Annotated in this window: 22 protein-coding genes; 13 read left to right on the top strand and 9 right to left on the bottom strand. The window is 68.2% G+C overall.

What is annotated here, in order from left to right:
* The first annotated feature begins 49 nt into the window (after positions 1–49).
* Entirely contained in the window at positions 50–406 is a 357-nt protein-coding gene (locus tag RMO12_RS15945; RefSeq protein ID WP_405029625.1) for a hypothetical protein, read from the top strand.
* Positions 407–668: 262 nt separating this feature from the next.
* Positions 669–2,324, top strand: a complete 1,656-nt coding sequence (locus RMO12_RS05870; protein WP_309638570.1) for a peptide chain release factor 3 — start codon at positions 669–671, stop codon at positions 2,322–2,324.
* 138 nt (positions 2,325–2,462) lie between these two features.
* On the opposite strand, the gene RMO12_RS05875 is transcribed toward RMO12_RS05870, so the two are convergent.
* Together RMO12_RS05875 and RMO12_RS05880 are read right to left on the bottom strand one after the other, a co-directional pair.
* On the bottom strand, positions 2,463–3,557 hold the full coding sequence (locus tag RMO12_RS05875; protein WP_309638571.1) for a DNA glycosylase AlkZ-like family protein: 1,095 nt from the start codon (positions 3,555–3,557) through the stop codon (positions 2,463–2,465).
* Positions 3,558–3,697: 140 nt separating this feature from the next.
* Positions 3,698–4,021, bottom strand: a complete 324-nt coding sequence (locus RMO12_RS05880; protein ID WP_309638572.1) for a hypothetical protein — start codon at positions 4,019–4,021, stop codon at positions 3,698–3,700.
* A gap of 245 nt (positions 4,022–4,266) precedes the next feature.
* Here RMO12_RS05880 and RMO12_RS05885 point away from each other — a divergent pair, with 245 nt between their 5' ends.
* Positions 4,267–4,653 (top strand): hypothetical protein, encoded by a 387-nt coding sequence (locus RMO12_RS05885; protein ID WP_309638573.1) that lies wholly within the window; start codon positions 4,267–4,269, stop codon positions 4,651–4,653.
* Between the two features lie 3 nt (positions 4,654–4,656).
* Here RMO12_RS05885 and RMO12_RS05890 read toward each other — a convergent pair whose 3' ends face one another.
* Positions 4,657–5,211 carry an ASCH domain-containing protein gene (locus RMO12_RS05890; RefSeq protein WP_309638574.1) on the bottom strand — a complete coding sequence of 185 codons (555 nt, stop codon included), beginning with the start codon at positions 5,209–5,211 and terminating at the stop codon, positions 4,657–4,659.
* 103 nt (positions 5,212–5,314) lie between these two features.
* Here RMO12_RS05890 and RMO12_RS05895 point away from each other — a divergent pair, with 103 nt between their 5' ends.
* On the top strand, positions 5,315–6,568 hold the full coding sequence (locus RMO12_RS05895; protein WP_309624059.1) for a DUF445 domain-containing protein: 1,254 nt from the start codon (positions 5,315–5,317) through the stop codon (positions 6,566–6,568).
* Positions 6,569–6,592: 24 nt separating this feature from the next.
* On the opposite strand, the gene RMO12_RS05900 is transcribed toward RMO12_RS05895, so the two are convergent.
* From RMO12_RS05900 to RMO12_RS05915, 4 genes are all read right to left on the bottom strand, one after another.
* Positions 6,593–7,231, bottom strand: a complete 639-nt coding sequence (locus RMO12_RS05900) for a DUF2238 domain-containing protein (protein WP_309638575.1) — start codon at positions 7,229–7,231, stop codon at positions 6,593–6,595.
* A 107-nt stretch (positions 7,232–7,338) separates the two neighbouring features.
* Complete coding sequence (gene folC / locus RMO12_RS05905; protein WP_309638576.1) at positions 7,339–8,682, bottom strand: bifunctional tetrahydrofolate synthase/dihydrofolate synthase; 1,344 nt, start codon at positions 8,680–8,682, stop codon at positions 7,339–7,341.
* A 21-nt stretch (positions 8,683–8,703) separates the two neighbouring features.
* The gene (locus tag RMO12_RS05910) at positions 8,704–10,392 is read right to left on the bottom strand and encodes a formate--tetrahydrofolate ligase (protein WP_309638577.1); all 1,689 of its coding nucleotides are present in this window, start codon (positions 10,390–10,392) and stop codon (positions 8,704–8,706) included.
* A 76-nt stretch (positions 10,393–10,468) separates the two neighbouring features.
* Entirely contained in the window at positions 10,469–11,734 is a 1,266-nt protein-coding gene (locus tag RMO12_RS05915; protein WP_309638578.1) for a glycerate kinase, read from the bottom strand.
* 160 nt (positions 11,735–11,894) lie between these two features.
* Here RMO12_RS05915 and glyA point away from each other — a divergent pair, with 160 nt between their 5' ends.
* The 9 genes from glyA to RMO12_RS05960 all read left to right on the top strand — a co-directional run bounded on the left by glyA (position 11,895) and on the right by RMO12_RS05960 (position 23,357).
* The gene (glyA, locus tag RMO12_RS05920; protein ID WP_309638579.1) at positions 11,895–13,157 is read left to right on the top strand and encodes a serine hydroxymethyltransferase; all 1,263 of its coding nucleotides are present in this window, start codon (positions 11,895–11,897) and stop codon (positions 13,155–13,157) included.
* A gap of 73 nt (positions 13,158–13,230) precedes the next feature.
* Positions 13,231–14,481: an aminotransferase class V-fold PLP-dependent enzyme gene (locus RMO12_RS05925; protein WP_309638580.1), complete on the top strand. Its 1,251-nt coding sequence runs from the start codon at positions 13,231–13,233 to the stop codon at positions 14,479–14,481.
* Between the two features lie 11 nt (positions 14,482–14,492).
* A complete protein-coding gene (locus tag RMO12_RS05930) occupies positions 14,493–15,500 on the top strand; it encodes a D-2-hydroxyacid dehydrogenase (RefSeq protein ID WP_309638581.1) in 1,008 nt (335 codons plus the stop codon).
* A gap of 90 nt (positions 15,501–15,590) precedes the next feature.
* On the top strand, positions 15,591–16,451 hold the full coding sequence (locus RMO12_RS05935; RefSeq protein ID WP_309638582.1) for an NADP-dependent methylenetetrahydromethanopterin/methylenetetrahydrofolate dehydrogenase: 861 nt from the start codon (positions 15,591–15,593) through the stop codon (positions 16,449–16,451).
* Between the two features lie 36 nt (positions 16,452–16,487).
* Positions 16,488–17,114 (top strand): methenyltetrahydrofolate cyclohydrolase, encoded by a 627-nt coding sequence (gene fchA / locus RMO12_RS05940; RefSeq protein WP_309638583.1) that lies wholly within the window; start codon positions 16,488–16,490, stop codon positions 17,112–17,114.
* Positions 17,115–17,191: 77 nt separating this feature from the next.
* Positions 17,192–18,361 (top strand): malate--CoA ligase subunit beta, encoded by a 1,170-nt coding sequence (locus RMO12_RS05945; RefSeq protein ID WP_309638584.1) that lies wholly within the window; start codon positions 17,192–17,194, stop codon positions 18,359–18,361.
* Between the two features lie 163 nt (positions 18,362–18,524).
* Positions 18,525–19,415: a succinate--CoA ligase subunit alpha gene (gene sucD, locus RMO12_RS05950; protein WP_309624733.1), complete on the top strand. Its 891-nt coding sequence runs from the start codon at positions 18,525–18,527 to the stop codon at positions 19,413–19,415.
* Between the two features lie 150 nt (positions 19,416–19,565).
* On the top strand, positions 19,566–22,343 hold the full coding sequence (locus RMO12_RS05955; protein WP_309638585.1) for a phosphoenolpyruvate carboxylase: 2,778 nt from the start codon (positions 19,566–19,568) through the stop codon (positions 22,341–22,343).
* Between the two features lie 30 nt (positions 22,344–22,373).
* The gene (locus RMO12_RS05960; RefSeq protein WP_309624735.1) at positions 22,374–23,357 is read left to right on the top strand and encodes a CoA ester lyase; all 984 of its coding nucleotides are present in this window, start codon (positions 22,374–22,376) and stop codon (positions 23,355–23,357) included.
* Between the two features lie 149 nt (positions 23,358–23,506).
* Here RMO12_RS05960 and RMO12_RS05965 read toward each other — a convergent pair whose 3' ends face one another.
* Entirely contained in the window at positions 23,507–24,535 is a 1,029-nt protein-coding gene (locus tag RMO12_RS05965; protein ID WP_309638586.1) for a LysR family transcriptional regulator, read from the bottom strand.
* 325 nt (positions 24,536–24,860) lie between these two features.
* Positions 24,861–25,131 (bottom strand): hypothetical protein (locus tag RMO12_RS05970; protein WP_309638587.1); only part of this gene is annotated, 271 nt, incomplete at its 5' end.

Consider the following 25,131-nt stretch of genomic DNA (forward strand, 5'->3'; position numbering starts at 1 on the left):
CGTGGTGTTCGCATGGCTCATCGCCGACGGCGACATGCACCTCAAGAACATGGCCGTTGTGAAGATCGGCGAACCCGGCAATCCGGCCTTCCGCAGCGTTCGGCTTGCGTCCGTCTACGACACGCTGACCACACGTGTCTTTCCCCGCCTTGAACATGACCGTATGGCGCTGAAGCTGGGCGGCAAGGACGAGCGGCTCAAGCGTGCCGACTTCCTCGCGGTCGCTGCGATAGCCGGACTTCGGGCGTCGGACACCAATGCCGCGATCGATGACGTTCTGGAACGGATGCGGGCTGCCGTTGCCGCGATCACTTTGCCCAAGCTCCCCGGCTACGGGCCGTCCGGCGAGGCTGCGGTGACCCGAACACTTGAGATATGCCGGGAGCGGATTGCCTCGTTCGCGTGACCAAGCACGCCACTTCTCGGCCACGTCTTCGATGGTCAGGTTCCGCCGCAGACGCGCCGTGCGCAGGTTCGCGCCCAGGCGCTCGAGCGTCTGTTCGACGAGATAGGGCGGCGCGGCCAGCAGCTTGTTGCGGGCGGTCATGAATCACCGATGCGAACAGCAATTCACCAGCAGATACCATGTTGAAGAGGCGATGTGCCGCAGGCCATGAGCACATTGGCGAATGCGTACATAGCGGTGACTTAACCGGGAAAGAGTTCTGATGTCAGAAGGTCAAATCGCAGAGCAGGTGAGGCGAAGAAGAACCTTTGCCATCATTTCCCACCCCGACGCCGGCAAGACCACGCTGACCGAAAAGCTGCTGCTGTTCTCGGGCGCCATCCACATCGCCGGCAGCGTGAAGGCGCGCAAGGCGACGCGTCACGCCACCAGCGACTGGATGGAAATCGAAAAGCAACGCGGCATTTCCGTCGCCAGCTCGGTGATGCAGATGCTCTACCGCGACTGCGTCATCAACCTGCTCGACACGCCCGGCCACCGAGACTTTTCCGAGGACACCTACCGCGTGCTCACCGCGGTGGACTCGGCGCTGATGGTGATCGACGCGGCCAACGGCGTGGAGCCGCAGACGCGCCGGCTGATCGAGGTCTGCCGCCAGCGCGGCACGCCGATCATGACCTTCGTCAACAAGATGGACCGCGAGGGCAAGGAGCCGCTCGCACTGCTCGACGAGATCGAGCAGGAGCTGGGCATGCCGTGCGTGCCGATGACCTGGCCGGTCGGGCAGGGCAAGGCCTTCGGCGGCATCGTCGACCTGCGCAAGCGCCAGATGCGGCTGTTCAAGGCCGGCGCCGACAAGCGCAACGATCAATCAGGCGCAGGCAGCGACGAGCTCGTCATGCTCGCCCAGGCCGGGACCTTGCGCCAGCGTTTCGGCCACGATTACGAACAGGCCGAGGGCCACATGGAACTGCTGCGTGAGGCCGCACCCGCCTTCGACGCGGCAGCCTTCGTCGCGGCGCACCAGACGCCGGTGTTCTTCGGCTCGGGCGTCAACAACTTCGGCGTGCAGGAGGTGCTCGACGCGCTGGTCGACCTGGCCCCGCCACCGGCCGCGCGCCACGTCACGCGCCCGGACGGGCAGACCGACGAAATCGATCCCGCCGCGCCAGGCTTCTCCGGCGTGGTGTTCAAGGTGCAGGCCAACATGGACCCGTCGCACCGCGACCGCATTGCCTTCGTGCGCGTCAACTCGGGCCGGTACGGCTCGGGCATGAAGCTGCGCGTGCAGCGCAACGCCAAGGAGCTGCGCCCGACCTCGGTGGTGACCTTCCTGTCGCAGCGCCGCGAGGCGGTCGACGAGGCCTATGCCGGCGACATCATCGGCTTTACTACCCACGGCGGCGTGCAGCTCGGCGACACCATCACCGACGGCGACACGGGCAGTGGCTTTGGCACCTACACCGGCTTGCCGTTCTTCGCGCCCGAGCTGTTCCAGACCGTCGAGCTGGCCAACCCGATCAAGAGCAAGCAGCTGCAGCAGGGTTTGCTGCAGCTCGGCGAGGAGGGCGCGATCCAGGTCTTTCGACCGACGGTCGGCGGTGCGATGCTGCTGGGCGCCGTCGGCCAGTTGCAGTTTGAAGTGGTGCAGCACCGCCTGAAGGCCGAGTACGGCGTCGACGTGCGCCTCTCGGGCAGCCGCTTCCACGGCGCGCGCTGGGTCACCTGCGACGACGACGCGGCGATGCGCAAGTTCACCGACGAGGCGGCCTCCAAGCTCGCGCTGGACGCGGCCGACACGCTGGCCTATCTGATGACCTCGCCCTACGACCTGCGGCTCACGCAGGAGCGGCACCCCTTGGTGGTGTTCCATCCGCTGCGCGAGCACGCGGGGCTGGCGCTGCAGCAGGCGGCCTGAGGGGGTTGTGGGGCCGCGCGGCCCCTCACTCCCACCCTCTTCCCCAGAGGGGCGAGGGAGCCAAGCCCTGCAATGCTGCATGCCGCTCGTCTCGCTCCCTCTCCCACTGGGAAAGGGTGGGGGTGAGGGTCGGCCGGTTCAACCAACGAGGTCGCTGCCTAAAAACTCTTGCAGCCTCTGCATCTCCGCCTCCAACTCGCGCCTGAAGGCCGCCTCCCGCGGCGCCCGCCCCGCCACATAGCCGAACTCCGCTTTCAGCCCGAGCGCGCCGCTGCTCACATTGGCCCAGCCGATCACGCGCTCGCGCCACAGCAGCGGCAGCGCGTAGTAGCCGAGCTGGCGCCGTGCAGCCGGCGTGTAGGCCTCGAACTTGTAAGCCCAGTCCCACAGCAGTTTGAAGCGCCGCCGGTCCCACACGATCGGGTCGAAGGGCGCCAGCAGCCGCACGCCTTCGCAGCGCGCCGCATGGCGAGCGGACGCGGGGTTCTCGCCCTCGGGCCAGTACCAGCGCACGCCGCCTGCCGTGTCGTTGGGCAGCGCCTCGCGGGCCTGCACCAGGGCTGCCTGGATCGTCGCTCGCAACTGCGGTGCGCCGTATTCGAGCAGGCGCGCGAGGTAGGCCAGGCTCACCGCCGGCAGCGGCGCGTACTTGGCCACCACCAGCGCCAGCAGCGCGCGCGCCCGTTCGGCGTCGCCGCGTTCGTCGGCATCGCGCTCGACGACCGCATACACGCGCGTGCCCTGTTCGCGCCGCGCCACGCGCAGCAGGCCGCGGTAGTGCATGCCGTCGAGCAGGTGGGTGGTGGCGTTGAGCGTGCCGCCCCAGTAGCCCGGGACGCGGCCGTGGTCGAACGCGGCCGTGACCTCACGCGGATGCGTCGCGCCGCGCTCGCGGATGAAGGCCAGCACCTCGGCTGCGCGCTGCGTCGTTGTCGCGTCCCACGGCCGCTTGGGCGTGCGGGGGTGCATGAGTGCCAAGTGACGGCGCGGCAGAAAGCCGTAGTTGACGAAGCAATCTTCGTCGATGGCCAGGCGCGCGTAGCGGCGCTCGAGGTCGCCGACGCGATAAGCGGCGACGCGGTGGCGCAAGGTCAGGTCCTGCGCCCGAGCCGGCGCGCGGATCGGGTCGGCCTGCACGAAGCCAAGCCGCTCAATCGCGCGCGCCAGCGTGGTCAGGGGGAACAGGGTGCGCGCCACCGCATGGCGGCGCAGGTCGTCGAGCGTGACGGGCATCGCTCGATGATGCCGCAGGCCGATCGCCTGCCACGTTCACGCGCGTGCCCTCACGTCGTCATGCGCTCATGGGACACCCATCGCGCTGCGCGCTGCCCCGCCGAGCGGGGAGTCTTAGGCCTTCGGGCGGCCGTGCGGGCTCATGCAGTCAGCGTCGCGCTCGGTGCAGCAGCCACGCCGAGCGTCCACTGCGTCGTTGCGGGTGGCTGCACCAGATAGCCGTTGGTGTCGATGATGCGCTCGCGGCGCGCCGCCTCGACCGCGGGGTGCTCGTGGTTGGCGTGGCTGCGCTGCGCGCCGCCCTGCGCCGGGTGGCCGACGATGAAGTTGGCCGCCTCGATGCCGGGCAGGCTGCGCGGCGAGAACACGGCAGGGTGCTGACCGACGTCACCGGCCTGGGCGACGCCGGTGGTCGCAAGGGCGGTCAAGGCGATGAGCGCGAAACGCAAGGGGGAGGTTCTCATTGACAACTCCTGAAGGTGAAAACTCGGCTTTGGGCGGTCGATGCTGCAATGCAGCGTCGATTACTAGGGAATACCCTAGTTTCAAACTTGGATGCGACGTAAATATGTTTCTTAAAACCATTGTTGCGATGCAGCAATCATCCGTCTTCCCAGGGAAAACACGGCGTAGTTATGGCCATGAATGCCGGTTTGCCCGTGGCAGCATGCGAGCCCTTTCACTTGCATCGGCACCTCTCATGACCACCATGGACCCACTTCGCTGCGTCGGCATCAGGCAAGCCGTGCTGTCGGGCGACGGCAGCACCGTGTTGCTCGAAATGTCCATGGCCAACGGCAAGATCTTTCCGCTCGAGCTCAACGCCCCCGGCGTGGAGTTGATGAGCCGCGCCTTGATGGCCTGCGCGCAGGCGCTCGGCGGTGCGCGGCCCACCGAGCGGGCGCTGGCAGAGACGCAAGCGGCAGAGGCCGTGGTGGTGCCGGTGGATGAGCTGGCGCTGTACCGCCCTGACGACGCCAGCGCGCAGCTGCTCGCGCGCGTGGGCTGCATCGACCTGGCACTGGCCCTGCCCAATGCCGCCGCCGCCGACGCGCTGGCGCAGGCGCTGCGCGCGCCGAGGTCGTTGAGCGCCTGAGCCTCAGCTGCCTGACGCGCCCGGCGACCCAGCTTCAGTGCCTGGCGCGCCCGGCGCGAGCGGCGAGTCCGGCGGCCAGGCCCGCTCGAAGTACTCGAGCACCAGCTCGGTCTGCTCGCCGATCTCGAAGCCTTCGCGTTCGGCACGCTCGGCAAAGTCTTGCCGGTGCGCGGTGAGCCACCACGCGAGCGTCATGTCGCCCTCGCCGGCGTCGAAGGCAAAGGCGTCGTCGATCTCGTTGAAGTGGCGCAGCTCCACATGCGTGGTGCGCACGATCGCAGCGGGCCGGCCGTCGCCGTCGAGCACCACCAGGTGTTCGCCCGGCTGCGGCAGCGGCTCCAGGCTTTGCTGGAAATCGCGCCGCAGGCTGGCGTGCGCGCGCTTGATGCCGCTGGCCACCAACTCGGCCAGTGTGTCGGCCAGCGCGCGCGTGTGGCCCAGCGCGCTGGCCGAAAAGCCCTCGACCTTGACGCCGCGCTCGCGCTGGTAGTCGAGCCAGAAAGCCTCGATCAAGGCCACCCGTCCGGGGGCGGGGGAACTGCGCTGGCTGGTGGGCATGTGCGTGAGGGACGCGGGTCTGGAAAAAAGGCCGGCGCAGTGTGCCACGCGACCCTCGAGCCCGCCCGCGATACTGAAGCCGCCTGCCCCGCCGCGACCCGCAATGAGCGCCCCCTCCGACCTCGACCGCATGAAATGGACCGCGCTCGGTCTGCTGGCCGCCGCCGCCGTGCTCTACGTCGGCGCCACCCTGCTGGAGCCGCGCCACGCGGCCTGGGGCTACGCCGCGGCGTTTGGCGAGGCGGCGATGGTGGGCGCGATCGCCGACTGGTTTGCGGTGGTGGCGCTGTTTGGCCACCCGCTCGGCCTGCCGATACCGCACACCGCCATCATCCCGGCCAACAAGGACCGCATCGGCCGCAACCTCGCCAGTTTTTTGTGCGCCCACTTCCTCGGCACCGAGCAGGTGCTCGACAAGCTGCGGCGCTTTGGTGCCGCGCGGCGCCTGGCCGACTGGTTGGCCGAGCGCCGGCACGCCGAGCAACTGGCCGGCCACGCGAGTGCCGTGCTGCGCTATGCCCTGCGCAGCTTCGACGACGAGCGCGTGCGGCGCTTCGTCGGCGCGGCGCTGATCGAGCAGCTCGGCCGCATCGACGTGGCGCGCCTGGGCGCCCAGCTCATTGAAGTGGCGACCGCCGAGGGGCGCCACCAGGCGGTGCTCGCCAGCGTGCTGCGCCGGCTCAGGGCGGTGCTGGACGACGACGACCTCAAGCAGCGCGTCGCAGAGCTCATCGCCGCGGAGGTGAAGGTCTTGCGCGTGGTGGGCCTGGACGAGCTGGCCGGTCGCTACGCCGCCGCCAAGATGCTGGCCGGCCTGATCCGCCTGATGGGCGAAATGGCCGACGACCCGGCGCACCCCTTGCGCGGCAAGTTCGATCGCTATGTCGGCGAGCTCGCCGTGCGCTTGCAGGACGACGCAACGCTGCGTGCCAGGGTCGAGGACGTGAAGCACGCGCTGCTCGGCCATGCGCCGCTGGCGGCGTTTCTGCAGGCGCTGTGGTCCGACCTCGTCAGTGCGGTGGAGCGCGACCTCGACGCCGAGGCCTCGGTGCTGCGCTCGCACACCGCCGCGGCCGTCATGGCGGTGGGCGAGCGGCTGCGCGCGGACGAAGCAATGCAAGACTGGATCGACCAGCAGCTACTGGACGCCGCGCCGCGCTGGGTGGAGCAGTATCGCGAGCAGATACGCCTGTACATCGTCACGCGCGTGCAGGCCTGGAACGCGGGCGAGATGACGCAGGAACTCGAGCGCAACATCGGCCGCGACCTGCAATTCATCCGCATCAACGGCACCTTGGTGGGCGGGCTGGTCGGGCTGGCGATCCATGCGGCCACGCACCTGTTGAAGGCGACGTGACGAGGCGGTCTGCCCCGGTGCGCTTCAGGCCCGGCGCGTCAGCACCGCCAGCTGCCGGTCATGCCAGCGCGCCAGCAGCCACTGCGCCGCCATCGCACCGATCCAGGCGCAGAACATGTCCTTCTGCGTGTCGAAGGGGTCGCCCTGGGTGCCGAGAAAGTCGTCGGCGCCGGCGCCGAGGGCCGCCGCCGCGCCCCATTCGACCAGCTCGTAGATCGCGCTGATGGCCAGGCAGATGGCGGTGACGAGCGTGAACAGCCAGCCGCCGCGCATGTCGGGTCGCGCCAGCGGCGTGAGCCGCAGCAGCAGTTCGCGCGCCGCGATCGCCGGCACGAAGCCCTGCATGAGGTGGCCGATGCGGTCGTAGTGGTTGCGCTCGAAGCCGAACGCGTCCTGCATCCAGAAGCCCAGCGGCACGCGCGCGTAGGTGTAGTGGCCGCCGAGCATCAGCACCGCGGCGTGCAGCGCGATCAGCACGTAGAGCAGGGTGATGAGCGGAAAGCGCCGGTGCGTGGCGAGCAGGACCGGCACCACGATCCAGATCGGCGCGACTTCCATCGCCCAGGTGCCCAGCCCGTGCGCGCGCCAGGCCGACAGCGCCATCAGAGCGACGGTGAAGCCGCTGTAAATCCAGAGGGCGCGCGCGGTCAGCGTGGGGGTCATGGCCGCGATGCTGCCAGAGCTGGAGAGGCCGGCCGCGGAGATCCCGCTCGCGGTCGCCGGCAGCGCTCACCCCAACCCTCTCCCAGAGGGAGGGGGAGCCATCGTGCTCAGGCAGCCGCGACCGCTTCGGCCTGCAGTTCGCGCAGCACCGCGCCCACCGTGGCGAACGAGCCGAACACCAGCACGCGGTCGGTGGCGGTGGCACTGTGCAGCGCGAGCCGCAGTGCGTCGACCGGCGTGGCGGCCAGGCGCACGCTGGCATGCACCTCGGCCGCGTCGAGCGCGACCGCCATCTCCGCGGCGGTGGCGCCGCGCCGCTCGGCCAGGCCTGCCACGAACCAGCCGTCGATGTGCTCGGCCACGGCGCGCGCGGTGCCGGCGATGTCCTTGTCGCGCAGCATGCCGAACACCGCGAGGGTGCGGCCCTCGGCCGGGTGCTGCGCCAGCGTGCCGGCGAGTTGCAGCGCGGCATGCGGGTTGTGGCAAACGTCGAGCACGATCTCGGGCGACACCGCATCGCGTCGCATGCGCTGGAAGCGCCCGGCCAGCCGCACCTGCTGCAATCCTTCGCGGCGGTGGTCTGCATCGACCGACAAGCGGGGGCCGAGCGTGTGCAGCGCCAACAGGGCGGCGGCAGCGTTGTCGAGCTGGAAGTCGCCGGCCAGCGCCGGCAGCGGCAGGCCGCTGATCTCGCCGCCGGGGTGAACCAAGGCCCACTCGTCGCCGCTGCGCCTCACCCAGTAATCGCGGCCGTTTTGCAGCAGCCGCGCGCCGATCTGCCAGGCGTGGCGGGCGATGGTGGGCGGCGGGTCGGGGTCGGCGCTGATGGCGGTGCGGCGCGCTCGGAACACGCCGGCCTTCTCGAAGCCGATGGCCTCGCGCGTGTGGCCCAGGTACTCCACGTGGTCGATGCCGATGCTGGTGACGATGGCGCAGTCGGCGTCGAAGGCGTTGACGGCGTCCAGGCGCCCGCCCAGGCCCACCTCCAGCACCGCGGCGTCCAGGCCGGCTTCGACGAACACGCACATCGCCGCCAAGGTGCCGAACTCGAAGGGCGTGAGTTCGATGTCGCCGCGCGCCGCGTCGACCCGCGCGAAGCCGGCCGCCAGCAGCGCGTCGCCGGCCGCAACGCCGTCGATGCACACGCGCTCGTTGTAGCGCAGCAAATGTGGCGAGGTGTAGAGACCGACCACGTGGCCGGCGGCGCGCAGCACCGACTCGAGCATCGCGCAGGTGGAGCCTTTGCCGTTGGTGCCGGCCACCGTGATGATGGGGAACTCGGGCGCCAGGCCGAGGGCGTCGCGCACCACTGCGACGCGCTCGAGCCCCATGTCGATGCTCTGCGGATGTAGAGCGTCGGCAAAGGCGAGCCAGCCGGCCAGGTCATCGGCGCGCGCCGGACGGCGTGCGCGCGGCCGCACCGGCGCAGGGGCACGCATCGGGGTGAGCATGATGGCGGGCAACGCGCGGCGTCAGAACAGCCCGACGACCTTGCCCTGGTCGTCGAGGTCGATCTTCTCGGCCGACGGCACCTTGGGCAGGCCCGGCATGGTCATCACGTCGCCGCAGACCATGACGACGAACTCGGCGCCCGCGGCGAGCCGCACTTCGCGGATGTCGAGCGTGTGACCGCTCGGCGCGCCGCGCGAATTCGGGTTGGTGGAAAACGAATACTGCGTCTTGGCCACGCACACCGGGTAGTGGCCGTAGCCGGCCTCCTGCAGTTTCTTGATCTGCTCGGCCACCTTGGCGCTGGCGGTGACCTTGGCCGCGCCGTAGATCTTGGTCGCAATCGCGGTGATCTTGTCCATCAGCGGCAGCGACTCCTCGTAGACGAACTTGAAGCCCGACACCGCCTGCTTCTTGTCGCCCTCGACCAGCGCCACCACCGCGCGCGCCACGTCTTCGGCGCCCTTGCCGCCTTCGGCCCAGTGGCGCGCCACGATCACCGGCACCGCGTGCTCGGCCATGCGCTCTTGCCGCAGCGCCAGCTCGGCCGGGGTGTCGAAAGTGAAGTTGTTGATCGCGACGATGCAGGGCAGGCCGTAGTGGTCGCGGATGTTGGCCACGTGGCGCTCGATGTTGGCGATGCCTTTGCCGAGCGCGTCGAGGTTCTCGGTGTTGAGTGCGCGCGCATCGACGCCGCCGTGGAACTTGAGCGCGCGGATGGTGGCCACCAGCACCACGGCGTCGGGGCGCAGGCCCGACTTGCGGCACTTGATGTCGATGAACTTCTCGGCCCCCAGATCGGCACCGAAGCCGGCCTCGGTGATCACGTAGTCGGCCAGCTTCAGGCTCGTCTGCGTGGCGATCACCGAGTTGCAGCCGTGCGCGATGTTGGCGAACGGGCCGCCGTGCAGGATGGCGGGGTTGTTCTCGAGCGTCTGCACGAGGTTGGGCTTGAGTGCGTCCTTGAGCAGCACGGTCATCGCGCCATGCGCCTTGAGCTCGCGCGCGGTCACCGGCTTTTGCGCCCTGGTGTGGCCGATGACGATGTTGCCCAGGCGCTCCTTCAGGTCCTTCAGCGAGGTGGCCAGGCAGAAGATCGCCATCACCTCGGAGGCCACCACGATGTCGAAGCCGTCTTCGCGCGGATAACCGTTGCCGGGGCCGCCGAGCGAGCAGGTGATGTCGCGCAGCGCGCGGTCGTTCATGTCGACCACGCGCTTCCAGGTGATGCGGCGCACGTCGATGTCGAGCTCGTTGCCGTGGTGGATGTGGTTGTCGATCATCGCGGCCAGCAGGTTGTTGGCCAGCGCGATCGCCGAGAAGTCACCGGTGAAGTGCAGGTTGATGTCCTCCATCGGTACCACCTGCGCATGGCCGCCGCCGGCCGCACCGCCCTTCATGCCGAACACCGGGCCGAGCGAGGGTTCGCGCAGGCAGACCAGTGCCTTCTTGCCGATGCGGTTGAGCGCGTCGCCGAGACCGACCGTGGTGGTGGTCTTGCCTTCGCCGGCCGGCGTGGGGCTGATGGCAGTGACGAGGATCAGCTTGCCGTTGGGGCGGTCTTTCAGCGAGTCCACGTAGTCGAGCGAGAGCTTGGCCTTGTAGTGGCCGTAGGGCTCGAGGTGCTCGTCGGCGATGCCGAGCTTGTCGAGCGCCACTTTCGTGATGCGCTGCAGCGTGGTGGCCTGGGCGATGTCGATGTCGGATGCCATCTTGGGTCTCGTCGGTTGAATTGGAAAGGGGGCGTCGGAAGGAGTCAGGCCGGTGGGGGTGTCGCGGGCATGGCCTTCAGCCGATCAGGATCGCCCGAAAGTCATTCACGTTGGTCATCGTCGGCCCGGTCATCACCAGGTCGCCGATGGCCGCAAAGAAGGAATAGCCGTCGTTGTCGGCCAGCAAGGCCGGCGCATGCAGGCCCAGGGCGCGCGCGCGCGCCAGCGTGTCGGGGACGATCACGGCGCCGGCGTTGTCTTCGGTGCCGTCGATGCCGTCGGTGTCGCAGGCAATGGCCTGCACATGCACGTTGCCGTCGAGCGCGATCGCCAGCGCGAGCAGGAACTCCACGTTGCGCCCGCCGCGGCCCTTGCCGCGCACGGTGACCGTGCCTTCGCCGCCCGAAAGCAGCACGCAGGGCATGTCGAGCGGCTGGCCGTGGCGCACCACCTGGTGGGCGATGCCGGCATGCACCAGCGCCATTTCGCGCGCTTCACCTTCGAGCGCATTGCCCAGGATCAGCGGCGTGACGCCCGCCCTGCTAGCCACCGCGGCGGCGGCCTGGAGCGACAGCTGCGGCGTGGCGATCATCACCTGGCGGGTGCGTGCCAGGCGCGCATCGCCGGGCTTGGGCGTCTCGTCGTGGCCGCGCCGAATGTGCTCGACAGCGGCACGCGGCTCGCTGATCTTGTACTTCTCGAGGATCGCCAGCGCATCGGCGCAGGTGGTCGTGTCGGCCACGGTCGGGCCCGAGGCGATGACGGACGGGTCGTCGCCCGGCACGTCGGAAATGGTGAGTGTGAGCACCTGCGCGGGCGCGCAGGCCGCAGCGAGCCGCCCGCCCTTGATGGCCGAGAGGTGCTTCCTCACGCAGTTCATTTCGGTGATGTTGGCGCCGCTCTTGAGCAGGGTGCGGTTGATCTGCTGCTTGTCTTCGAGCGTCAGGCCAGCGGCTGGCAGTGCCAGCAGCAAGGAGCCGCCGCCGGAGATGAGGCAGATGACGAGATCGTCTTCAGTCAGCCCCTGCACCATGCCGAGCATGCGGCCCGCCGCCGCCCGGCCTGCTGCGTCGGGCACCGGGTGCGCGGCCTCCACCACTTCGATCCGACGGGTCGGCACGGCGTGCCCGTAGCGCGTGACGACCATGCCTTCCAGCGGCGCGGGCCAGGCCGCTTCGAGCGCCGCTGCCATCGAGGCGGCCGCCTTGCCGGCGCCGATGACCAGGGTGCGCCCCTTGGGCGGCGGCGGCAGGTGCGCAGCCAGGCAGCGCGCGGGCGCCGCCTCGGCGACGGCGGCCTCGAACATCTGCATCAGCAGCCGGCGACCCTTGTTTTCGCTCATATTGATTTGTCAAAAAGGCAATCTCTTGCCGATGATCTTAGGCGCGCGCGTCGCGCTGATTCATTGGTCTTTCTTGGGTCCGCCGCCAAAAAGACTAATGAGTAATTTCGAGCTTAGGCTCCTAGACTAATACCGAGCAAACCTTTCGCCGGAGCCCACTGTGTTCGACCCTGACTTGCGCCTCAACGACGCCGACCCCGAACTGGCCGCCGCCCTGCAGCACGAGCTGCAGCGCCAGGAAGACCATGTCGAGCTGATCGCCTCCGAAAACTACGTCTCGCCCAACGTCATGCGCGTGCAGGGCTCGGTGCTCACCAACAAATATGCCGAAGGCTACCCGGGCAAGCGCTACTACGGCGGCTGCGAGCATGTCGACGTGGCGGAGCAGCTCGCCATCGACCGCGCCAAGAGCCTGTTCGGCGCCGAATACGCCAACGTGCAGCCGCATTCGGGCTCGCAGGCCAACGCCGCCGTCTACATGGCGATGCTCCAGCCGGGCGACACCCTATTGGGCATGTCGCTTGCTCACGGCGGCCACCTCACGCACGGTGCCAAGGTCAGCTTTTCCGGCAAGCTCTACAAATCGGTCTCTTACGGCCTGGAGCCCGAGACCGAAACCATCGACTACGCGCAGGTGGCCGACCTGGCGCAGGAGCACAAGCCCAAGATGATCGTGGCCGGCGCCTCGGCCTATTCGATGGTGATCGACTGGCAGCGCTTTCGCGACATCGCCGACCGCGTCGGTGCTTATCTGATGGTCGACATGGCGCATTACGCCGGGCTCATCGCGGCAGGGGTTTACCCGAGCCCGGTGGGCATCGCGCACTTCGTCACCTCCACCACGCACAAGACTCTGCGCGGCCCGCGCGGCGGCCTGATCCTGAGTCAGGCCGAGTTCGAGAAGCCGCTCAACTCGATGATCTTCCCGGGCATCCAGGGCGGCCCGCTGATGCACGTCATCGCCGCCAAGGCGCTGGCCTTCAAGGAGGCGATGGCGCCGGAGTTCAAGCTCTACCAAGGCCAGGTGAAGGCCAATGCCAAGGCAATGGCCGCCACGCTCACGCAGCGCGGCCTGCGCATCGTCTCGGGCGGCACCGAGAGCCATGTGTTCTTGCTCGACCTGCGCGCCAAGAAGATCACCGGCAAGGCCGCCGAGGCGGTGCTCGGCCGTGCGCACATGACGGTCAACAAGAACGCCATCCCCAACGACCCCGAAAAGCCCTTCGTCACCAGCGGCATCCGCATCGGAGCGCCAGCGATGACGACGCGCGGCTTCGGCACCACCGAAGCAAGCACCATCGCCCATCTGATGGCCGACGTGCTCGAGGCGCCGGAGAACGACGCGGTGATCGACCGTGTGGCGGCCGAGATTACGGCCTTGTGCCAGCGCTTCCCGGTCTACGGACCGAAATTTGCCCACTGACTTTTCTCACCCGAACAGTCCACCGCGCGCGAGCCCTCAGCGCAACACCCTTTCAAACTTCAGGAGACTTCTCATGGCTGGTCGCAATTTCCTCTTCGTTCCCGGACCGACCAACGTGCCCGAGCGCGTGCAACGCGCGATGGTGGTTTCAATGGAAGACCACCGCTCGTCCAAGTTCCCGGACCTGACGCGCGCGGTGCTCGTCGACTTGAAGAAAATCTTCAAGACCGAGACCGGCACGCCGGTGATCTTTCCCTCCACCGGCACCGGTGGCTGGGAAGCCGCGCTCACCAACACGCTTTCACCCGGCGACCTGGTGCTGGCCTCGCGCTTCGGCCAGTTCAGCCACCTGTGGATCGACATGGTCACGCGCCTTGGCTTCAAGGTCGAGGTGGTCGACTGTGAATGGGGCGAGGGCGTGCCCACCGAGAAGTACGCCGAGATCCTGAAGAAGGACAAGGAGCACAAGATCAAGGCCGTGCTCGCCACCCACAACGAGACGGCGACCGGCGTGACGAGCGACATCGCCGCCGTGCGCAAGGCGATGGACTCGGCCAAGCACCCGGCCCTGCTGATGGTCGACTCGGTCAGCGGCCTGGGCAGCATTGACTTCCGCATGGACGAGTGGGGCGTGGACTGCTGCGTCGCCGGCTCGCAAAAGGGCCTCATGCTGCCGGCCGGCCTGGGCATCGTCTGCATGAGCTCCAAGGCGCTCAAGGCGCGAGAAACGTCCAAGCAGCCGCGCTGCTTCTTCGACATGGGCGACATGATCCGCGCCAACGAGACCGGCTACTTCCCCTACACGCCCTGCCTGCCGCTGCTCTACGGCCTGCGCGAGTCGCTCACCATGTTGATGGAAGAGGGCCTGGAGAACGTCTTCGCGCGCCACACCTACCTGGCCGCGAGCGTGCGTGCCGCGGTGCTCGAGGGCTGGAAAATGAAGCTCTGCGCCAAACACCCGAAGTGGTACTCCGACACCGTCTCGGCGATCGTCGTGCCCGAGGGCATCAACGGCGCGCACGTCATCGACGTGGCCTTCCGCCGCTACAACCTGTCGCTCGGCGCGGGCCTCTCCAAGGTGGCCGGCAAGGTGTTTCGCATCGGCCACCTGGGCGACCTGAACGAGCTGATGGTGCTGGGCGCGATCGCCGGCTCTGAGATGGCCATGCTCGACGTGGGCATCAAGATCGAGCCGGGCAGCGGTGTGGCCGCGGCGCAGCGCTACATGCGCAGCAACGACCCGACGCCCAAGAAGAAGGTCGCGCGCAGCGAGGTCGTGTACGCCTCGCAGTCGACCGGGTCCAACGAAGGCGCCACGGTCTAAAGGACGCCACCATGGGCCACACCGTTGTCTTCCTGGATCGCGCCTCGCTCAAGGCGAAGGTGCGCAAGCCCGCGCGAGCGGAAAGCTATGTCGAGCACGAGAAGACCTCGGCCGACGAGGTGGTCGCCAAGTTGCAGGGCGCGACGGTGGCGATCACCAACAAGGTGCCGTTGCGCGCCGACGCCCTGAAGCAGCTGCCGCAGCTCAAGATGATCGCGGTGGCCGCCACCGGCTACGACGTGGTCGATGTGCCCTATTGCAAGGCACACGGCATCGCGGTGGCCAATATCCGCAACTACGCCGTCCACACGGTGCCGGAGCACGCCTTCGCGATGATCCTGGCGCTGCGCCGCAACCTGCTCGCCTACCGGGCGGACGTGGAAGCGGGCGTCTGGCAGAAGTCCGACCAGTTCTGCTTCTTCACGCATGACATCGGCGACCTGCACGGCTCCACCTTGGGCATCGTCGGCGAAGGCGCCATCGGCCAGGGCACCGCGGCCATTGCGCGCGGCTTCGGCATGAAGGTGATGTTCGCCGACCATGAGCCGCCCAAGATGCCGGGCGTGGAGTTCACGCCGTTCGAGCAGGTGTTGGTCGAGTCGGACGTGATCTCGCTGCATTGCCCGCTCACGCCGAGCACGCGCAACCTCATCGGCCTGGCGCAGATGAAGAAGATGAAGCGCAATGCGCTGCTCATCAACACCTCGCGCGGCGGGCTGGTGGACGAAGCGGCGCTGATCCAGGCGCTCGACGAGGGGCTGATCGCCGGGGCCGGGTTCGATGTGCTGACGGTCGAGCCGCCGAAGAACGGTCACCCGCTGCTCGACGTGCGACGCAGCAACTTCATCCTCACGCCGCACATCGCGTGGGCCTCGGACGGCGCCATGCAGTTCCTGGCCGACCAACTGATCGACAACATCGAAGCCTGGGCGGCGGGCGCGCCGCAGCATCTGGTGACCGACTCCGGCTACACGCCTCCTTCGGCGGAGAAACCCCTGAACCCGCCGCCGCTGGGCTAGGTGTTCGATCCTCCTTCGCTGGAGGAGATGCATTGAACCCTCCCCCAACGGGGGAGGGCGCCAGGACAGCGAGTTTGGAGACCGATCAACATGAAGAAGCTGCTCTACCAGTTCGACACCGACACCCACCCCGCCGTGTTCGACAACGTCGTCGCCTACGACGGCGGCGCCGACCACGTGACGGCCTACGGCGCGCTCACCCCGGCCACGGTGGGCGCGCTGGTCGAAGGCACGATCTTCACGCGCGCACCCAAGGACAAGAAGTTCACCGCGATCTTTGTCGGCGGCTCCAACATGGCCGAGGGCGAGGCGCTGTTCAAGGCCGTGAAGAAAAAGTTCTTCGCCGGTTTTCGCGTCTCGGTGATGCTCGACAGCAATGGTTCCAACACGACCGCCGCAGCTGGCGTGGCCTGGCTCGCCCATGGCCGTGTACTGCAAGGCAAGCGCGCGGTGGTGTTGGCCGGCACCGGCCCGGTCGGGCAGCGCGTCGCGGTGATGCTGGCCAGGGAAGGCTGCCGCGTCGCCATCACCAGCCGCGCGCTCGTGCGTGCGCAGGCGGCGGCGCAGGCCATCGCCGAGCGCTTCAAGGTCGAGGTCCAAGCCATCGAGGCGGTGGACAACGCGGCGCGCGCGCGCGCTATCCTGGGCGCGCAGATCGTGTTTGCCACCGGCGCGGCCGGCGTGGCGCTGCTCGACGAAGCGGCCTGGAAGGACGCACCGCAGCTCGAGTTGCTGTCGGACGCCAATGCGACACCCGCGCTCGGCATCGAAGGCATCGAGATGATGGACAAGGGCAAGGAGCGCCACGGCAAGACGGTGTGGGGCGCGATCGGCTTCGGCGCCTTGAAGATCGCGCTGCACCGCGCCTGCATCGCGAGGATGTTCGAGCAGAACGACCTGGTGCTCGATGGCGAGGAGATCCACGCCATCGCCAAGACGATGGTCGGTTGAATTCCTCCCTAGGCAGCAAAGCAAAGAGACGACGACATGATCGACACACTCACCACCGAAGCCTTCCTCGACGCCCTGGCCAGCGGCAGCGCCACGCCCGGCGGTGGCAGCGCCGCGGCGGTGATGGGCTCGATGGGCGCGGCCCTCGTCTCGATGGTCGCCAACCTCACCATCGGCAAGAAGGGCTACGAAGCGGTCGAGCCGGGGATGCGCCAGCTGCTGGCCGAGTCCGAAGCGCTGCGCACGAAGCTCGCCGCCATGGTGGCCGAGGACGTGGCCGCCTTCGATTCGCTCATGGCCGGCTACAAGTTGCCCAAGGGCACGGACGACGAAAAGGCCGCGCGCAGCGCCGCCATCCAGCGCGGACTCGTGCTCGCCACCGAGGCGCCGCTGGCTTGCGCTCGTGCGTGTGCAGAGGGCGTGCGGCTGGCAGCCCGCGCCGTGGAGCACGGCAACCTCAATGTCATCAGCGACGTCGGCGTGGGCGTGCTGGCTTCATGGGCGGCCTTGCGCAGCGCCGCTCTCAACGTGCGCATCAACGCACCGCAGATCAAGGACCGCGGGTTTGCCGACCGCGCCATCAACGAGCTGAACGCCCTGCTCGCCGAATGCGGGCCGCTCAGCGAGCGCGTGCATGACGCTGTCGTGGCCAAGATGGGTTGAGGGCGGCCCCGGCAAAGGGCCGAGAGCAGCTCAGGACCTAAATCGAATCAAGTCGAATCAAGTAATAGGAGAACCAGATGGACATCCATGAATACCAGGCCAAGGAACTGCTCGCCGGCTTCGGCGTGCCGGTGCCGCGCGGCAGCGTCGCCTACGGCGCCGACCAGGCCGTCTATGCCGCCACTGAACTGGGCGGTTGGCATTGGGCCGTCAAGGCGCAGATCCACTCCGGCGGGCGCGGCAAGGCCGGTGGCGTCAAGCTCTGCCGCACCTACGGGGAAGTGGCCGCCGCCGCCAAGGCCATGCTCGGCGCCACCATGGTGACCAGCCAGACCGGGCCGCAGGGCAAGGTGGTGAACCGCCTGTACGTGGAAGTGGCCGAGCCCTTCACGCGCGAGCTGTATCTGGGCTTCGTGCTGGACCGCAAGATCGAGCGCATCCGCGTCATCGCCTCGGCGCAAGGCGGCATGGAGATCGAGGACATTGCGCACTCCAATCCCGAATCGATCCTGCAGATCGAGGTGGAGCCGGCGGTCGGCCTGCAGCCGTTCCAGGCACGCGAGCTGGCCTTTGGGCTGGGCCTCAATATCAAGCAGGTGAGCCAGGCGGTGACGACCATCCTCGGCTGCTACCGCGCCTTTCGCGACCTCGACGCGACCATGGTGGAGATCAATCCTCTGGTGGTCACCAAGGACGACCGCGTGGTCGCACTCGACGCCAAGATGAGTTTTGATGACAACGCGCTGTTTCGCCGCCGCAAGGTGGCCGAGATGCGCGACGTGGCGCAAGAAGACCCGCGCGAGGCGCAGGCCAGCCAGCACGGCCTCAACTACGTGGGCCTGGAAGGCGACATCGGCTGCATCATCAATGGCGCCGGCCTCGCCATGGCGACCATGGACATGATCAAGTACGCGGGCGGCGAGCCGGCGAACTTTCTCGACGTGGGCGGCGGCGCCTCGCCCGAGCGCGTGCAGACGGCCTTCAACCTGGTGCTGTCGGACAAGAAGGTCAAGGCGATCCTGGTCAACATCTTCGCCGGTATCAACCGCTGCGACTGGGTGGCGCAAGGCGTGGTGCAGGCCGCGCGCAACCTGAAGGTGCCGCTGATCGTGCGGCTGGCCGGCACCAACGTCGAAGAGGGCAACAAGATCGTGCGCGAGTGCGGCCTGCCCATCATCACCGCCGACTCGCTGGCCGACGCGGCGCAGAAGGCCGTTGCGGCTGCGAGAGCGCACGTCCCGGCATGAAGAGCGCCCTCACCACGATGTGTTGCTCCCTCCCCCGCTGGGGGAGGACTGGGGGTGGGGCCCCAGCCGGAACGGGCCACTGCCTTGCCCCCATCCCGGTCTTTCCCCAAACGGGCAAGGCGCTACAGGCCGGCCGCCATCTGACCACTGAAGAGGTAAACACATGAGCATCCTCATCGACGAAACCACCCGCGTGATCGTGCAGGGCTTCACCGGCGACAAGGCCACCTTCCACTCCAGGGAAATGATCGCCTACGGCACCAACGTCGTCGGCGGCGTGACACCCGGCAAGGGCGGCCAGACGCATCTCGACCGACCGGTGTTCAACACCGTCAAGGAAGCGGTCAAGGCGACCGGCGCCGAAGCCAGCCTCCTGTTCGTGCCGCCGCCGTTCGCGGCCGACGCGCTGATGGAAGCGGCCGACGCGGGCTTGAAGCTCGTGTGCATCATCACCGACGGCATTCCGGCGCAGGACATGATGCGCGTCAAGCGCTACCTGCGGCGCTACTCGAAGGAAACGCGCACCACCGTGGTCGGCCCTAACTGCGCCGGCATCATCTCGGCCGGGCGGGCCATGCTCGGCATCATGCCGGGCAACATCTACCAGCGCGGCAATGTCGGCATCGTGTCGCGCTCGGGCACGCTCGGCTACGAGGCCGCGGCGCAGATGAAGGCGCTGGGCATCGGCGTCACCACCAGCGTGGGCATCGGCGGTGACCCGATCAACGGCAGCTCCTTCCTCGACCACCTCGAGCGCTTCGAGGCCGACCCCGAGACCGAGGCCGTGATCATGATCGGCGAGATCGGCGGCCCGCAGGAAGCCGAGGCCTCGGCCTGGGTGAAGGCGAACATGAGCAAGCCGGTGGTCGGCTACGTGGCCGGCCTTACCGCGCCCAAGGGTCGCCGCATGGGGCATGCGGGCGCGATCATTTCGGCGGTCGGCGACACGGCCGGCGAGAAGGCCGAGATCATGCTCAGCTTCGGTTTGCTGGTGGCCCCGAGTGCGGCCGAACTCGGCTCCACCGTGGCGCAGGCGCTGTCGAAAGGGCGGTGAGCGTGCTTGCCGCCCGCATCCAGACCGACCTACAGCGCTCCGCTCCCTCCCCCTCTGGGGGAGGGCTGGGGTGGGGGCCGGTGCAGGCTAGCGAGCGGCCCCCATCCCAAGCTTCCCCCAGAGTGGGAAGGAGCCGTCCGAGGTGACCCCATGAACACGTCCGCCGACTCCACCGCACGCGAGAGCCTGCACGCCGACCTGGCCGACCCCGACGAGTCGGCGGCGGTGGCCGAGCGCGCCGACTCGCTGGCGCGCTCCGACCTGCTGCGCGCCGCGCTGCTCGGCGTGCTCGACCGCCACGAGCCCGACGCCGCGCGCATTCTGCGAGGCGAGCCCAGCCACTCGCGCATGTCCACCAAGCTGCTCGCGCGCACGATCCAGGCGCAGGCGATCTGGTTCCAGCTGCTGGCCATTGCCGAGCAGAACCGCGACATGCGCAGGCGCCGCGAGGTCGAACGCGCGCGCGGCCACGAAGACGTGCGTGGCACCTTTGCGCATGTCTTCCGCGCGGCCGTGGAAGCCGGGCTGGAGCTTGGCGAAATCCGCCAGGCGCTGTGCGCGCTGCGCATCCGCCCGGTCATCACCGCGCATCCGACCGAGGCCAAGCGCGTGACGGTGCTCGAGCGTCACCGCCGCATCTACCTGCGCCTGTTTGACCTGGAGTCGCCGCGCTGGACGGCGCGCGAGCGCGACGACCTCACCCGCGCAATCAGCGACGAAATCGAACTGCTCTGGCTCACCGGCGAGCTCAAGCTCGACAAGCCCACCGTTGACCAGGAGGTCGCCTGGGGCCTGTACTTCTTCGACGAGAACCTGTTCGACGTGGTGACCCAGCTCTACGGCCGCATCGAGTCCGCCTTTGCGCACCAGTTTCCGGGCGAAAGCGTGGAGCTGCCGGTGGTGTTCGGCTTTGGCTCCTGGATCGGCGGCGACCGCGACGGCAACCCCTTCGTCACCAGTGCGGTGACGCGCAACACGCTCTGGCAAATGCGCCTGGCGAGCCTGCGCCGCTACCGCAGCCGGCTCACCGAGCTGGGGCGCAACCTGAGCGTGAGCGAGCGCGCGATGCCACTGGCGCAAGACTTTCGCACCGCGGTGGCCGAGGCGCTGGCCGCGCACCCCGAGGGCGAAAAGGTCGCCCAGCGCAACCCCGGTGAGCTGTTCCGGCAGTTCATCACCTGCATGCTCGCGAAGCTGGACGCGACCATCGCGAGCAGCGAGCGGCAGGCGCCGGTGACTGATGGCAGCGGCTACGCCAACGCCGACCAACTGGTCGCCGACGTCGAGCTGATGCACGACGCCATGCACGAGGCCGGGGCCGGGCCGCTGGCGCGGTCGTTCATTGCGCCGCTGCTGCGCGAGGTCAAGACCTTTCGCTTCGCGACCGTGCGCCTCGATATTCGCGAGAACACGATCCGCATCAACGCCACGCTGGCCGAGCTGTACTGCGCCTCGCAGGGCGCCGCGCAGGCGCCCGAGGTCGACACACCGGCCTGGAAGGACTGGCTGCTGGCCGAACTCGGCAAGCCGCGCCAGCCCGGCGACGCGCCCGTGGCGGTCGCCAGGCTGAGTGCCGACGCACAGGAAACCTTCGCCACCTTCCGCACCGTCGCCGAGATGCGTGTTCACTGCGACCGCGAGGCCTTCGGCACGCTCATCCTGTCGATGACGCACAGCGCCGCCGACGTGCTGGGCGTGTACCTGCTCGCCAAGCACGCCGGCCTCTTCAACGACGCTGCGGCCGTCGAGCGCTGCACCTTGCCGATCGTGCCGCTGCTCGAGACCATTCCCGACCTGCGGCGCGCGCCCGCCATCCTGAAGGAACTGCTCGCCGTGCCGCTGGTACAGCGCTCGCTGCGCGGCCACGGCAACGTGCAGGAAGTGATGATCGGCTACTCCGACTCCAACAAGGACGGCGGCTACTTCACCGCCAACTGGGAGCTGGCCAAGGCGCAGGGCACGATGACGCGCCTGGGCGAAGAACTCGGCGTGCAGATCGCCTTCTTTCACGGCCGCGGTGGCTCGGTGAGCCGCGGTGGCGCGCCCACCGGACGCGCCATCGCCGCGCTCCCGCCGGGCTCGATCCGCGGCGGCTTTCGCGTCACCGAGCAGGGCGAAGTGGTCTCGTACAAGTACGCCAACCGCGGCACCGCGCACTACCAGGTGGAGCTGCTGGCGTCGTCGGTGTTCCAGCATGTGCTGCTGTCGGAGCGCGAGTCGGCGCTGGTGCCGCGCCACGAGTTCGACGAGGCAATGGAAGCGATTTCCGGCGTGTCGTGGACGGCCTACCGCAAGCTGATGGAGTCCGAGCACCTGCTGGCCTACCTGCAGGCTTCGAGCCCGCTCGAAGAGCTGTCCATGCTCAACATCGGCTCGCGCCCGGCGCGGCGCACGCAGGCGCGCACCTTGGCCGACCTGCGCGCCATCCCGTGGGTGTTTTCGTGGACGCAAAACCGCCACATGCTGCCGGGCTGGTTTGGCCTGGGCAGCGGCCTGGCGGCCTTTGTCGAGGTGCGCAAGGAGCGCGGCCTCGAGCTGCTGCAGCGCATGTTCCGCGAGAGCCGCCTGTTTCGCACCGTGATCGACGAAGTGGAGAAGACGCTGCTCACGGTCGACCTCGACATCGCACGCGAATTCGCGCGGCTGGTCGACGAGACCGAGGTGCGCGATCCGATCTTCAAGACCATCGAACTCGAATACCACCTGACCTGTGAAACGGTCTTGCGTGTCTCGGGTGGCACCGGGATTGCCGAGCGCTTCCCGCAACTCCGCCGGCGCCTGGCGCGGCGGCTGCAGACCATGAACCAGGTGAGCCGCGAGCAGGTGCAACTGCTGCGGCGGCTGCGCCAGGGCGGCGACGAGGACGTGCGCACTGCGTTCCTGCTGTCGATCAACTGCGCGGCCGCCGGCCTCGGCGCCACCGGCTGAACTTTTTTACTTCACGCACAAGGAACCACCATGAGCTTCACCATCATCGACCAGGCCACCCCGCGCCTGCACCGCTCCGAACTCGCCGTGCCGGGCTCCAACCCGGCGATGTTCGAGAAGGCCGCGGCGAGCGCTGCCGACATCATCTTTCTGGACCTCGAGGACGCCGTCGCACCCGACGACAAACCGCAGGCGCGCAAGAACATCGTGCAGGCGCTCAACGACGTCGACTGGGGCACCAAGACGATGATGATCCGCATCAACGGCCTGGACACCCACTACATGTACCGCGACGTGGTCGACATCGTCGAAGCCTGCCCGCGGCTGGACATGATCCTCATCCCCAAGGCCGGCACGGCGGCCGACGTGTACGCGGTCGACATGATGGTCACGCAGATCGAGAACGCCTACAAACGCAGCAAGCGCATCGGCTTTGAAGTGCTGATCGAAACCGCCCTCGGCATGGCCAACGTGGAAGCCATCGCGCAGTCGAGCAAGCGCCTCGAAGCCATGAGCTTCGGCGTGGCCGACTACGCGGCCTCCACGCGCGCCCGCACCACCGTTATCGGCGGCGTCAACAAGGACTCGGTGGTGCTGTCCGACAAGGACGAGAACGGCAACCGCCAGACCTTCTGGACCGACCCCTGGCATGCCGCGCAGACCCGCATGATGGTGGCCTGCCGCGCCTACGGCCTGCGCCCCATCGACGGCCCGTTCGGCGACTTCGGCGACGCCGACGGCTTCAAGGCCGCGGCCAACCGCGCGGCGGTGCTGGGCTACGAGGGCAAGTGGGCGATCCACCCGTCGCAGATCGCGCTGTGCAACGAGGTGTTCACGCCGTCGGAGGCCGAAGTGACCAAGGCGCGCCGCATCCTCGAGGCGATGGCGCAGGCGTCCAAGGAAGGCAAGGGCGCGGTGTCGCTCGACGGCCGCTTGATCGACATCGCCAGCATCCGCATGGCCGAGGCGTTGATCGCCAAGGCGAATGTGATCAGCGCGGCGACCAAAGGCTGATCGAATCGTCTCCCTCCCCAAAGGGCGAGGGATCGTATTTGCCCCTCACCCGCTGGGGGAGGGCCGGGGTGGGGGCCAGCGCAGGCTAGCGAGCGGCCCCCCCATCCCAAGCTTCCCCCAGCGGGGGAAGGAGCCACTCCCATCCCGTCTCAAGCGGCCGATCTCGTCGCCTTTTTGCGCGGCACCGCCAAAGCCGACTTCACCCCCTCGTCCCCCTTCGGCACCGAAGCCGCCGGGCTGCGGTGCGGCAAATGCTTCAGCCGCCGCTGGATCCATGCCTCGCCGTGCTCGCACAGATAGCTCTCGAACGCCGAGGCCGCCAGCGGCAGCGGCCGGGCCGCCAGGTGCATCACGTACCAGTCGCGCTCGATCGGGTTGTCGGCCAGCGGCAGCAGCTTGATCAGCGACGACTCGAGCTCATGCACGCAGGCGTGCAGCGACAGGAAGGCGACGCCGAAGCCGGCCGCGCACATCTGTTTGATCGCCTCGTTGCTCGACATCTCCGAGCCGATGACCGGCGCCACGCCCGCCTCCTTGAACAGCTGCTCGACCGTGGTGCGCGTGCCCGAGCCGCGCTCGCGCACCAGCAGGTTGGCGTCGTTGAGCGCGGCCAGCCGAAGGTCGGCAACCGCCATGAGCGGATGCGTCGGCGCGGCGATGAAGGCCATCGGATGCTTGGCGAACGCGGCCGACACCGTCTTCAGCTCGGTCGGCGGGCGGCCCATGATGGCCAGGTCGACCTCCTGCGTGGCGAGCTGCTGCACGATCTCGGCGCGGTTGCCGACCGAGAGCTTGACCTTGACCTTGGGGTGCGCGCGCACGAACTCCAGCAGCAGCGGCGGCAACAGGTATTCGGCGGTGGTGACCGCACCCACGCGCAGCAGGCCGGCCACTTCGCCGCAATGCATCGACATCGCCTCGCCGGCCTCGCGCCACAGACCCAGGATGCGTTCTGCGTAGCCCGCGAGCAGCTCGCCCGCGTCGGTGAGCTTGATGCCGCGGCCGGTGCGGCGCAGCAGCGGCGTGCCGGCCGAGTCTTCCAGGATGCCGAGCTGGATGGAGACGGCCGGCTGCGTGAGGTGCATCTCTTCGGCCGCGCGCGACACGCTGCCCAGCCGCGCGACGGCATGGAAGGCGGCGAGCTGGCGGAAGGTGGCGTTCTTGAGGGGGCTGCTCATGGCGGCGGTGTCGTGGGGTCAGAGGCTAGGGGATGCGGGGGTCGACTTTCTGTTCCGAGCAAGCGAATCGCCGTGCAGGGGCTAGCCTCGCCCCCGCCCACGAACCCACCGTGAGCCACCGTGGACGCATCGTCTCACGCAAGCAAGTACGACGGTTCGACGATCTGCGACGAGGCGGCCTCAACTCCTGAGCTTGCCGATCGTGGCCAACGTGGCCGTCGCCAGAGGGGGATTGCTCAAGGGGCATAGCGGCCGTGAACCGTAGGTCGTTGACTGACCTCTCTGAGCAGAGATGACGTTAGTTGGGGAGGGTGCAGTCGCCCTTTCACTGCAACGACGGGACGATCGCAAGGCTCTCAACCCCCAAATCGTGCTTACCGTCAAGAAACAGGCTGACCAGTTGAAGGTGACTGCTCCGAGATTCCGGGACCACGTTTGCCGTTCTCCTGCCAGTCAACTCTTGGAATCCGTGCTCGAAGCGAATCGCCCCATGCAGGCTCAACAGGTACCGGTCATGCACCTTGGTGTCTCTGCCGGCGTCCGTATAGGCGCGCAGATAAAGCTGGCCCCGCTCGTCATCGACAGCCGGTTGAACC

The organism is Methylibium sp., from assembly GCF_031393925.1.
Lineage (GTDB): Bacteria > Pseudomonadota > Gammaproteobacteria > Burkholderiales > Burkholderiaceae_C > Methylibium.

Bases quoted from the DNA above. Each gene is read 5' to 3' on its own strand.
- RMO12_RS15945 (WP_405029625.1), top strand. From the start codon at position 50: ATGGCCGTTGTGAAGATCGGCGAACCCGGCAATCCGGCCTTCCGCAGC.
- RMO12_RS05870 (WP_309638570.1), top strand. From the start codon at position 669: ATGTCAGAAGGTCAAATCGCAGAGCAGGTGAGGCGAAGAAGAACCTTT.
- RMO12_RS05875 (WP_309638571.1), bottom strand. From the start codon at position 3,557: ATGCCCGTCACGCTCGACGACCTGCGCCGCCATGCGGTGGCGCGCACC.
- RMO12_RS05880 (WP_309638572.1), bottom strand. From the start codon at position 4,021: ATGAGAACCTCCCCCTTGCGTTTCGCGCTCATCGCCTTGACCGCCCTT.
- RMO12_RS05885 (WP_309638573.1), top strand. From the start codon at position 4,267: ATGGACCCACTTCGCTGCGTCGGCATCAGGCAAGCCGTGCTGTCGGGC.
- RMO12_RS05890 (WP_309638574.1), bottom strand. From the start codon at position 5,211: ATGCCCACCAGCCAGCGCAGTTCCCCCGCCCCCGGACGGGTGGCCTTG.
- RMO12_RS05895 (WP_309624059.1), top strand. From the start codon at position 5,315: ATGAGCGCCCCCTCCGACCTCGACCGCATGAAATGGACCGCGCTCGGT.
- RMO12_RS05900 (WP_309638575.1), bottom strand. From the start codon at position 7,231: ATGACCCCCACGCTGACCGCGCGCGCCCTCTGGATTTACAGCGGCTTC.
- folC (WP_309638576.1), bottom strand. From the start codon at position 8,682: ATGCTCACCCCGATGCGTGCCCCTGCGCCGGTGCGGCCGCGCGCACGC.
- RMO12_RS05910 (WP_309638577.1), bottom strand. From the start codon at position 10,392: ATGGCATCCGACATCGACATCGCCCAGGCCACCACGCTGCAGCGCATC.
- RMO12_RS05915 (WP_309638578.1), bottom strand. From the start codon at position 11,734: ATGAGCGAAAACAAGGGTCGCCGGCTGCTGATGCAGATGTTCGAGGCC.
- RMO12_RS05925 (WP_309638580.1), top strand. From the start codon at position 13,231: ATGGCTGGTCGCAATTTCCTCTTCGTTCCCGGACCGACCAACGTGCCC.
- RMO12_RS05930 (WP_309638581.1), top strand. From the start codon at position 14,493: ATGGGCCACACCGTTGTCTTCCTGGATCGCGCCTCGCTCAAGGCGAAG.
- RMO12_RS05935 (WP_309638582.1), top strand. From the start codon at position 15,591: ATGAAGAAGCTGCTCTACCAGTTCGACACCGACACCCACCCCGCCGTG.
- fchA (WP_309638583.1), top strand. From the start codon at position 16,488: ATGATCGACACACTCACCACCGAAGCCTTCCTCGACGCCCTGGCCAGC.
- RMO12_RS05945 (WP_309638584.1), top strand. From the start codon at position 17,192: ATGGACATCCATGAATACCAGGCCAAGGAACTGCTCGCCGGCTTCGGC.
- sucD (WP_309624733.1), top strand. From the start codon at position 18,525: ATGAGCATCCTCATCGACGAAACCACCCGCGTGATCGTGCAGGGCTTC.
- RMO12_RS05955 (WP_309638585.1), top strand. From the start codon at position 19,566: ATGAACACGTCCGCCGACTCCACCGCACGCGAGAGCCTGCACGCCGAC.
- RMO12_RS05960 (WP_309624735.1), top strand. From the start codon at position 22,374: ATGAGCTTCACCATCATCGACCAGGCCACCCCGCGCCTGCACCGCTCC.
- RMO12_RS05965 (WP_309638586.1), bottom strand. From the start codon at position 24,535: ATGAGCAGCCCCCTCAAGAACGCCACCTTCCGCCAGCTCGCCGCCTTC.